Here is a 9651-nt window from a genome sequence, read left to right as displayed (position 1 = left end):
ATATAAAAATATCAATTAAAACAATAGTTTATTTGTATTTATAGGAAATGTTTTTATAGTATGTCAATTTGTTTGACAGCTGTGTTGTTTCTAACGCGCCTATCACTATAATGAGTCAGTTAAGTAGGAGGGACTTAGTAATGAGAAATAATGAATTAACCCAAGAGTGGCAAATACTGCAAAATCAGTATGACAGTTACGAGAAGTATTCGTTGCTGATGAAACTTTTTAATATTGCTCTGTTTTCTGTTGCATGGTTGATAGAGGGAGTTAATGTGGTCACTTTGCTGGTGTTGTTGGTGGTGTGGTTGCAAGATGCGATATGGAAAACTTTTCAATCTCGTATTGATGACCGTTTAGTCCAACTTGAAGTGGCATTGTCTGATGAGACTGCAATCCGTACCATGCCATTTCAATATAATCGAGAATATGCTCAGAATCGACCATCAACCATAGGATTGATTGCATCGTATCTGAGCCAAGCCGTTAGACCAACCGTAGCGTTCCCGCATGTGGTTTTAGTGATGATCGGTGCCGTGATTGTGGTGCCAGTATCATAAGGTCTTGACTACAAACTCTTGGCCTAAAAAATCCAAACCGTTTTTCACGCTAGGCAGTGCATCCTCTTGGTGGTGAGTCACATACACTAACTGACTCAGATTATGTTTTGCAATCAGTTCCATCGCTTGTAGCACTGTTTGGCGTTGGATGAAATCTAACCCTTGGCATGGTTCATCCAGCAGCAGGAGTTTTGGACGTTTGATCAATGCTCTAGCTATTAATAATAAGCGCTGTTGGCCATATGATAGGTTCTTAAAGCCGATTGTTGCCAGTTCACCCATAGCAAACAGCTGCAGCCATAATTTGGCTTTCTCTACTTCTTTTTTTGTCGGTTGCTGATAGATACCAATGGAATCATACAGACCAGAAATCACCACTTCGAGAGCCGTGCAGTTCACGCGGTATTGCAGATGAAGAGCAGAAGAGACCATTCCCATATTCTGCTTGATCTGCCAGATGCTCTCTCCCGTCCCCCGTTGATGCCCAAACACGTGAATATCATTGCTGTAACACTGCGGGTGGTCACCAAAAATCATGTTTAATAATGTACTTTTTCCACAGCCATTAGGACCACGAATCTGCCAATGTTGATCAGCATCGATCTGCCAATTCAATCCTGAAAATATGGTTTCACCCGAGTAGCTGACACGTCCAGATCGAATTTTAAAGCGTGGAACGGTTGAATCGACTGCTGTAATGGTGGCGTCACTGACTTTGCTTAATTCATCCACAATTTGTGTCGCTTGTTGCTCTGCTAAGCGATTCTGGCGTTCTCGTTCAGGATGCTCTAGCCACTGAGTTTTACTCATAGTGGCAGCAAGTCCCGTTTCGTCTAGTAATGCAATATGTTGAACGGGGGTGGGCAGTTCTTCATCTCGCGAACATATCAATAAAAGCTGCGATTGTGTGGAGACACGGTCTAAAAGTTGATGAAGTTGTTTTTGATGCGCAAAATCTAAACCTGCGAAAGGCTCATCAAGAATTAATAGTTCGGGCTGTTCGAGTAGTGCCATAGCAAGGATTAACCGACGGCTTTCACCTGTTGAAAGCAAGCGAAAAGGTTGATTGAGCAAATGATGCAGATCGCAATCTTCAATGGCTTGCTCAATACTGAGAGTATCGGTTGTTATTTGTTGTAAGTAATCTCGAACCGTAAAACCAAAATCTTGAGTGTCCATAAAGTCACTCTCATCACAAGCCAAAGCCTCTTCTAACATGTTTTGCTGACGAGCTAAAGAGACCAAAGCAACTCGGGAAGGCCTGTTTTCCACTTGTGCATTTACCGCTTCAATTTCGCCTGCTAACCAAGCCCCAAGAAGCGACTTTCCACTGCCATTATGACCAAATACTGCCCAGTGTTGGTCTCGAGGAAGATACCAGTCTTTTAATGTGAGTTCGACCAATTCTGATGATAAATGCAGTTGCGTTATTTTCATTGCTTATTTCCTCAATTCCTTTGATGAAAATGGAGTGTGTCAATTGTGTTCAGTATCAAGCGCTTCTGAGTAAGAAATAAGATTAAAGCATCAATTACTTAGAAACGAAACAGATAACCAGACCTTCAAAGAGGAAATATAGGCAAACAGGTGTAGCATTAATGGTAGGACAACAGATAAATCAGACGCAGTTGCTACATGGAGTTAAGGTATGTTGAATCTAGATTTTGATAAGCGTGTTGTTATTAATACGCAAGATATGGCGTGGATCACCAGCCCAGCGGCTGGGGTGTTACGCAAACCATTAGCACGTTCTGAGATCTATGCCGGTCATGTCACCAGTATTGTTAAATATGAAGCAAACTCGAGTTTTAGTCGTCACCTTCACCCTTTAGGGGAGGAGATTTTGGTGTTAGAGGGTGTTTTTTCCGATGAGGTAGGGGATTACCCAAAAGGCACTTACATTCGAAATCCACCAGGAAGTTCGCATACCCCCTTTAGCAAAGAGGGGTGCACAATCTTTGTCAAATTGAATCAATTTAATCAAAGTGACCGCAAGTTGGTTCGAGTGAATACTGAAAATACCCCTTGGCAGCCGGGTATCGGCCGTTTATTGGTAATGCCTTTGCATGAGTTTGAACATGAACATGTTGCCTTGGTTAAGTGGCCAGCTGGAGAGCAGTTTCATCCTCATCGTCACTTTGGCGGGGAAGAGGTCTTGGTGCTTTCTGGAGAGTTTAAAGATGAGCACGGCACCTATCCGATGCATACTTGGGTGAGAAGCCCGCACATGAGCGAGCACTTCCCTTACACTGAGCAAGAGACCATTATTTTGGTCAAGGTTGGGCATTTGCCGTTGTAGTGTCTATGAGATAAAGGGGTTAGTAGCGCTCCTGCCAAGAGGCATAAGCAAACAGTATGTCTTCATAATCATCGGCACTTTTAGAGTGATGAATTGCAGACTCTACATAGCCAATGTCTTCGTTGTTGTAAGTAGAGATACGAAGCTCATAATTGGGAGTCATAAAGTAAGCGATGGCAGTGATGATAATAAAGGCGGGGATCCCCGCATAGATCGGGTGAAGTATGAAGAAGCCGAAACCGAAAGTAGCACCAATCAATAAGGCACGTTTGAGCTTACTTTTCCTATTATATTGCCGAATAAATAGATCGTTAATTTTGCCAAAAGCGATAGAACGATTTTTTACGTGAAGGTGTTCATTGTCAACCCAGACAGATTTCTCTTCCATTAAAAACCTCATAAGAATCAAACCGAATAGTGAAAATTAACATGTTTCTAACTTCACGAATGTGGCTAGAAACACGGAAATAAAAAAAATGGCTATTTATGATGTTTGATACAGCTCTAAAGGGAGCCCGTCGGGATCACTAAAAAAAGTGAATTTTTTATCAGTAAAAGGATCAACCCGGATCGGCTCTACGTCAATACCATGGCGTTGAAGCTGCACGACGCACGGCTCTATAGCATCGACAGCAAAGGCGAGGTGTCTCAGCCCTAATGCTTCTGGGTAACTTGGTCGCTGAGGTGATTCTTTGAATGAAAACAGTTCTATTTGCCCCCCATCTGGCAGTGCTAAATCCAGTTTGTAGGAGTCACGATCTGCTCGGTAATTTTCTGCAATAATCTCTAGTCCTAAACATTCAGTGTAAAACGTTTTGGATTTCGGATAGTTTGAGCAGATTATGGCTGCATGATGAAAGCCTTTAAGCATGATTCTCTCCGAAAGTGGTCATTATCGACATTGAAGTCAGGAGCTAATTACTCTAAGGTAAATTTTGTATTTATCCATCAATTTATTCAAGGAGTGTGTATGCCACAAGAAAAAATTCGTTGCCCGTGGGTAGACACAAGTAAAGAGGATTATGTTGCTTATCACGATACAGAGTGGGGTGTACCGACTCGCGATGATCAAACTATCTTTGAATTTTTAGTATTAGAGTCCGCGCAAGCGGGACTGAGTTGGTACACCATTTTAAAAAAGCGTGACAACTATCGGCAGGCATTTTCAAACTTTCAGCCAGACGTGGTTGCTCAATTTAATGAAGAAGATGTTGCCCGACTAATGGAAAATGCAGGTATTGTACGTAATCGACGTAAAATTGAAGCGGCAATCAATAATGCGAAACGGTTTTTAGAGGTTCAAGCTGAGTTCGGTCAGTTTTCAGACTATATTTGGGGGTTTGTAAATCAAAAAACCATCGTCCATCATATTGAAACGGCAGCGGACTATCCCGTTACAACGCCAGAGTCTGATGCCCTCGCAAAAGACATGAAAAAACGTGGCTTTAAATTTTTGGGGTCAACCACACTCTACGCACATATGCAGGCGACGGGGATGGTGAATGACCACAGCGTTAACTGTTTTTGTCGTTCCTAGCAATTTGTATTCGCTAAATTTTTTTTATAGGGGCGCCCTCTTCTTTGAGCTGTTTTGTTTCTGGTTGTTTATCAGGATAGCAGTCGCGTATTTGGATAAAGTCTTTTAAGTTGTCTAACATTATATCGATCAGTTGCGGGTCAAACTGATGACCTCTTTCACGTTTGAAAAGTGCTACAGCATCTTCAATCGGCCACGGTTCTTTATAGCAACGTAGGCTTAAGAGTGCGTCAAACACATCAACAATCGAGGTTATTCTGGCAAAAAGATGGATCTCTTCAGCAGATTTCTGATTTGGATAGCCTTTACCGTCCCATCGTTCATGGTGTTCATAAGCGATAATTGCGGCGATGTTAGTCAGGTCGCTGTTGCTGCTTTTTAGAAGTTTATACCCAGCCGTAGTGTGTGTTTGCATGATTTTCCACTCATCGGCAGTCAGCTTTCCTGGTTTATCTAAAATAGACTCCGGAATAGCGATTTTACCTACATCATGCATTGGACTGATTATTTCGATCATTTCACACTCTCGATGAGACAAACCAAACAGCTTGGCCATTAGTGCAGAGAGTTTCGCGACACGTTTAACATGCTGGCCCGTTTCTCCTGAACGGGTCTCAATGGCTTCACCTAGCACATTGATCATGTTTTTCTGAATACTTAAGGTTTTCTTCTGCAAAGTGACAATTTTTTTGTGCTGATTATTGATTCTTCGTTTGTGCCTGATCGTCATAGATTGAATAAAAATAATAACCACTAAAATAATAATAATGGCGCTGGAGATAAGCAATATCTCTAAATGTTCTTCAATAAATGAGATCGGTTTATTGAGGATGACAGAATTATCTGGCAGCAGTGATGTTGGAATACTATGTTTTTTCAGGGCTGAGTAATTATAAACAGGGAGGTTTACCTCTACCTCTTCCGATTGAGAACGCTCAATATTACTATTGATCGTCAATAGCGTTTCTGCCGCTTTCAAACCTATGTTATGTGGTCTAAGGACTATGCCTCCGACTACATCACTTAAAATAAAGTATTCGCCCAACACAAACACAGGTGCACGACTTGCTTGACTGATCGTTTCGGCCACTTCCGGGTAGCTATGATAAACACCACGACTTATCTCAGTGTTGTAATGGGAGAGTAACACCGCATCATCTTTAGAGATAGTTGACAGTTGTTGAGCGGCTTCTCGTAGTGTTTTATCACGTATTTCAATGACATTGAGTTTAGAAAAGTTAGAAAGGCTAGTAATAACTCGTTTTCGAATCAACTCAGAAGTGGTACTACGGTCAGATAAAAAATAGAGGTTTTTGATATTCGGGTTTAGTTTTACAATCGCGTTTATATTTTTATTTACATCATCTTTTTCATAAATGATGATGCCTTTATTATTCACACTTGATAGGTCAACGTTAAGGTCATTGATTCCTACAGCGACATAAGGAGCGGTAAGTGATAGAGGTTTACTGTAGTTCTTGAAAAACGTCAATGCATTATCATCAACGATAATGACGCCATCAAACGTGTAATGGTCGTATTTTATTTTGAAATATTGCGAGAAACTCTGATAGTACTCTGGTGTAGAAACTCGTTTGGTATCTAAAAACTCGACCGATATTCTAACGGGGACATTGTTTTGTTTAAAATTGTCGACGATTCCATTTTGAATATCTGACGTCCATTTGAAAGAGGGTTCATAGGATTGAAGAATTAAGATACGTTTCGGTCGCTCTTGGCTTTCGCTTGAAAACGACGAAAAAGAGGAAATAAAAATAAACAATGAGAACAATGTATAAAAGAAATTCTTCATTATTTATTGGTCGTCCAAATGCAGAGATAGATAGGTACTCTGACGGAATAGCTCAGTGACATCAAGGTTTTAATATAAAACTGAGGTGTGAATCCGCTATTTTATTGAAAGAACTACAAGGTTTGTTCACTCAGTTGTATATGACGATATCGAACTATTTGATATTGAGTAGTCCTATCAATTCTGAGTGTTAATGATAGTATGTTTTTCTTAGTCGGGGAGCCTGAGATATTAAATCAGAGGCTGAGATCACAATGTGAACCCGTTGAACCTGATTCAGTTAATTCTGACGTAGGGAACTTAAAGGAATAGTGCTTATGACTTCACTTATCTCATCTTTATCTTTTCCGACCACACCGATTGTGTTAACCATTGCGGGTTCTGACAGTGGTGGTGGAGCAGGAATTCAAGCCGATATTAAAACCATTTCAGCGACCGGAGGGTACGCGTGTTCTGTTATTACGGCTTTGACCGCGCAAAACACGCAAGGAGTAACCGGAATTTATTCGATTAGCAGTGAGTTTGTCGAACAGCAACTCGATGCGGTATTTTGTGATCTCGATGTAATTGCCGTTAAGATCGGTATGTTGAGCGACGAGACAATTATTGCTTCAGTTGCCAAGAAACTTAGACAATACGCGCCGAAATATATTGTGCTTGATCCTGTGATGGTTGCTACTAGTGGAGATATGCTGCTCAAATCCACAGCGATGGAGACGCTTAAAACTACCCTGTTTCCGCTTGCTGATGTCATTACGCCTAACTTGCTAGAAGCCGCGGCATTAATTGGCAGTGACGTACCTCTAACAAGCGAGGACATGTTAGCAATGGTCGATAAACTCCGTGCACTAGGATCAAAATCAGTATTGTTAAAAGGAGGGCACTTAGAGAATGATAGGAGTAGCACTGATCTATTGATCTTGCCTGAGAGTATCAAACCGTTCTCTGAACCACGTATTGATACGACCAATACTCATGGCACAGGCTGCACCTTATCTTCGGCGATAGCGTCCTATTTGGCTCAAGGGCATGAGTTAGGGCCGTCAGTGAGCTTAGCTAAAAACTATATTACTAAAGCGATTTTACATGCCAATGAACTCAATATTGGCAAAGGTCATGGGCCGGTAAATCATTTTTTTAAAGAGAATAGTTCAGAGTTAATATTAGAGTGACAATAAGGTGGAGAGTCACTCCACCTTAACAGGATGACTTTAACTTATTATTTTCTACATCCTGAAACATTGTAATCAATCGCAATCGCAGCGTTTTCAGCAGCACCACTTACCTTTATATATCCCCAATAGTTAGGTTGTGCATTGAGGTAAATGCACTCGCTGTTTCCGGGGTTATTAGACCTGGCATCGACATTAGTGCCGTTTGGCCAGCCTGAGTTACTATACTCAATAGTTAGGTCGCCAGTACCTTCTCCTGTTGAAATGGCAATGTTCTGCTGAGCGTTAACATTGGCAAGGTTTAGCCAAATTGTATTTGAACTTGCAAGGCATGCCGCGATACCATCCTCTAGGGTTCCGCTGTTAATTTTACTACTTGTTGAGCAGTTTTTCGGAAGTGTTGTCCCCGCGGCCACTTTTTTCAACCATTGCTCGAATTCAGATTGATACTGAGTTGACCACTGGGTGATGATCGATTTGTAAGCAGCCCAATCACCACTGCGAGTTGCAGCTAACATCAGGTTAATATCGTCGATATGGCGTTCAAACATGAACCTGACTGCCAAATAACCCCAACGATAAATACGGTCGACATCAAAACCCTCGTAAGTGGTGTCGAAGATCTGCGCGAGTGTATAGGTGGAACCATCGAGAATGGTTTCAATTGCTAATGGATTATCATCTTGGTTGGCGACGTATTCGGCGACACCTTCACTCCACCACACAACAAGCTCAGTAGGGGTGTTAAAGTTTCCGTACAGATCGAATCGGCCGTCTAAGTAGTGAACATACTCATGTTCAAGGTTCCAGATATAGTGATCAGGATTGGCGTAGTTAGCTTCATAAGCGACAAAATTAGGGATATTGCCAGGAACTGAAGGATCACCTTCTAAATACATACCGCCGTTATTAGTATCAATATCAAAGATAGCAGCCGCGTATTTGCCATAGTCATTACTCGAGTCAAAGATGTTCACTTGTAGTTGATCATTATGGTCATCTTTTACCGGACCTGAAGAGGTGTCGAGCTTGGTGTGGAAGTAGTTTTCTTCAAAGCCCATTTTGTCACAAGCCGCTATTTGTTGAGTCGCAGTCAAGTTTTGAGAAATAATTTTGATGGTAGGGCTACAGACGTGCTCTTGAGTGAGAGCATGTATCCTGACATTCTCACGGTAACCGCAGATCCCAAAGGTTGAACAATCTTCGTAATAAGTTGCATTCTCTGCTGCTCCTAACCAAATGGCGTCACCATAGCCAAAGCTTTGATATGTTGAAAAGAGCTCTTTAAGTGCAGAATCGACATTTGGTTGAATCGCGGCATTGGTATACATCTTTAAGCGGCCTAATTCACGGCCTGCATTCGCAATCATAAACTCACTGTCAGAGTCGATCATATAACGATTTAAAGCAAAGTTCTTCAGTAAGGTTACGAGCTCTTGGTCATTTTTAATCGTCGCGACAAAGTCATTATTCCATTGGCCGTTAAATATAATGGTAAATATGCCGTTAACCGCATTTCTCATGTTCCAACTCGTGGCATAATTTGCGTTCCATTTTTTTAACCACTCTTTAACTACGGGTAAATAAATATTCTGAAGCCCTGCGCTGTCCATGGTGGTAATTACTTCAGTGAGCACTTTACCGTGGTTGTCATTGTTATCATAGAAATGAACGTTATTTAAAAATGCATCAATAGACTCTTTCACAGAAGGTTGCACCCAAGATGAAAAAGAGACAGAGGTATTATAAAATTCGGCGTAATAACCAGCGCGAAGATATAAGAAGATAGCTTCAATATCCTTGTCACCATTGCCTTGGTAGTTACGTGATAAGTTTGTCACATGTTTGGCTACGTTATATATATTACTAGAGGTAAAAGCAGAGCTTTGTATAGAGTTACTTGCGCCAAAGAGTTCATTGACGCAGTTTGAGCCGAGGCTTTTAATTTGATTTAATAATTCAGTGCTGCTAGACGTTGCGAATACAGCAGGATCACAGGGCTGTGGTGCAGCCTGAGGCTCACCACCAAAAAATTGAATGGTTGGTGTTTTACTGTCTTCACTTGTCAGAACATTAACTGGCTGAATATTTGATAGTTTCTTTGGAATAGCCTGGTCGTGAGAGTGTTCAACGCCATGGCCAATAATAGGTACTTCCATTACTTCTTGCTGCGGAGGTGAAGCGGCTTGTATCTGATAACTGAGTACAGTGGCTGCAATTGCTAGCCCTACTTTATTAAATTCCATTTAATTTCCTTTTCACTATAATTT

The 9651-nt window shown here is 41.3% G+C and carries 9 protein-coding genes and 1 riboswitch; of the genes, 4 read left to right on the top strand and 5 right to left on the bottom strand.

Going from position 1 to position 9651, the window contains the following annotated elements:
* Positions 1 to 140: 140 nt before the first annotated feature.
* Positions 141 to 560 (top strand): hypothetical protein, encoded by a 420-nt coding sequence (locus L4C32_RS19350; protein WP_428198534.1) that lies wholly within the window; start codon positions 141 to 143, stop codon positions 558 to 560.
* Here the strand turns inward: L4C32_RS19350 and L4C32_RS19345 are convergent.
* Entirely contained in the window at positions 555 to 1997 is a 1443-nt protein-coding gene (locus L4C32_RS19345; protein ID WP_428198533.1) for an ATP-binding cassette domain-containing protein, read from the bottom strand. The genes L4C32_RS19350 and L4C32_RS19345 overlap by 6 nt on opposite strands.
* Before the next feature lie 211 nt (positions 1998 to 2208).
* Between L4C32_RS19345 and L4C32_RS19340 the strand changes: the two genes are divergently transcribed.
* Positions 2209 to 2859 carry a cupin domain-containing protein gene (locus tag L4C32_RS19340; protein WP_428198532.1) on the top strand — a complete coding sequence of 217 codons (651 nt, stop codon included), beginning with the start codon at positions 2209 to 2211 and terminating at the stop codon, positions 2857 to 2859.
* A gap of 19 nt (positions 2860 to 2878) precedes the next feature.
* Here L4C32_RS19340 and L4C32_RS19335 read toward each other — a convergent pair whose 3' ends face one another.
* Both L4C32_RS19335 and gloA2 read right to left on the bottom strand, forming a co-directional pair.
* Entirely contained in the window at positions 2879 to 3247 is a 369-nt protein-coding gene (locus L4C32_RS19335) for a hypothetical protein (protein WP_428198531.1), read from the bottom strand.
* 96 nt (positions 3248 to 3343) lie between these two features.
* A complete protein-coding gene (gene gloA2 / locus L4C32_RS19330) occupies positions 3344 to 3730 on the bottom strand; it encodes an SMU1112c/YaeR family gloxylase I-like metalloprotein (protein WP_428198530.1) in 387 nt (128 codons plus the stop codon).
* A gap of 99 nt (positions 3731 to 3829) precedes the next feature.
* Here gloA2 and L4C32_RS19325 point away from each other — a divergent pair, with 99 nt between their 5' ends.
* Complete coding sequence (locus L4C32_RS19325) at positions 3830 to 4396, top strand: DNA-3-methyladenine glycosylase I (protein WP_428198529.1); 567 nt, start codon at positions 3830 to 3832, stop codon at positions 4394 to 4396.
* A gap of 13 nt (positions 4397 to 4409) precedes the next feature.
* On the opposite strand, the gene L4C32_RS19320 is transcribed toward L4C32_RS19325, so the two are convergent.
* Entirely contained in the window at positions 4410 to 6209 is a 1800-nt protein-coding gene (locus L4C32_RS19320) for an HD domain-containing phosphohydrolase (protein ID WP_428198528.1), read from the bottom strand.
* Between the two features lie 205 nt (positions 6210 to 6414).
* A riboswitch (TPP riboswitch) is annotated at positions 6415 to 6524 on the top strand.
* A 2-nt stretch (positions 6525 to 6526) separates the two neighbouring features.
* On the opposite strand from L4C32_RS19320, the gene thiD reads away from it, so the two are divergent.
* A complete protein-coding gene (thiD, locus tag L4C32_RS19315; RefSeq protein ID WP_428198527.1) occupies positions 6527 to 7381 on the top strand; it encodes a bifunctional hydroxymethylpyrimidine kinase/phosphomethylpyrimidine kinase in 855 nt (284 codons plus the stop codon).
* A gap of 47 nt (positions 7382 to 7428) precedes the next feature.
* On the opposite strand, the gene L4C32_RS19310 is transcribed toward thiD, so the two are convergent.
* A complete protein-coding gene (locus L4C32_RS19310; protein WP_428198526.1) occupies positions 7429 to 9627 on the bottom strand; it encodes a M9 family metallopeptidase in 2199 nt (732 codons plus the stop codon).
* Positions 9628 to 9651: the final 24 nt, after the last annotated feature.

The sequence above is a fragment of the Aliivibrio kagoshimensis genome, assembly GCF_050337105.1.
Lineage (GTDB): Bacteria > Pseudomonadota > Gammaproteobacteria > Enterobacterales > Vibrionaceae > Aliivibrio_A > Aliivibrio_A kagoshimensis.
The sequence above is the reverse complement of the archived record's forward strand: the minus strand, read 5'-3'. Positions and strand labels throughout refer to the sequence as shown.

What these genes read in the sequence shown, in the direction of transcription:
- L4C32_RS19350 (WP_428198534.1), top strand. Translation starts at nt 141, where the DNA reads ATGAGAAATAATGAATTAACCCAAGAGTGGCAAATACTGCAAAATCAG.
- L4C32_RS19345 (WP_428198533.1), bottom strand. Translation starts at nt 1,997, where the DNA reads ATGAAAATAACGCAACTGCATTTATCATCAGAATTGGTCGAACTCACA.
- L4C32_RS19340 (WP_428198532.1), top strand. Translation starts at nt 2,209, where the DNA reads ATGTTGAATCTAGATTTTGATAAGCGTGTTGTTATTAATACGCAAGAT.
- L4C32_RS19335 (WP_428198531.1), bottom strand. Translation starts at nt 3,247, where the DNA reads ATGGAAGAGAAATCTGTCTGGGTTGACAATGAACACCTTCACGTAAAA.
- gloA2 (WP_428198530.1), bottom strand. Translation starts at nt 3,730, where the DNA reads ATGCTTAAAGGCTTTCATCATGCAGCCATAATCTGCTCAAACTATCCG.
- L4C32_RS19325 (WP_428198529.1), top strand. Translation starts at nt 3,830, where the DNA reads ATGCCACAAGAAAAAATTCGTTGCCCGTGGGTAGACACAAGTAAAGAG.
- L4C32_RS19320 (WP_428198528.1), bottom strand. Translation starts at nt 6,209, where the DNA reads ATGAAGAATTTCTTTTATACATTGTTCTCATTGTTTATTTTTATTTCC.
- thiD (WP_428198527.1), top strand. Translation starts at nt 6,527, where the DNA reads ATGACTTCACTTATCTCATCTTTATCTTTTCCGACCACACCGATTGTG.
- L4C32_RS19310 (WP_428198526.1), bottom strand. Translation starts at nt 9,627, where the DNA reads ATGGAATTTAATAAAGTAGGGCTAGCAATTGCAGCCACTGTACTCAGT.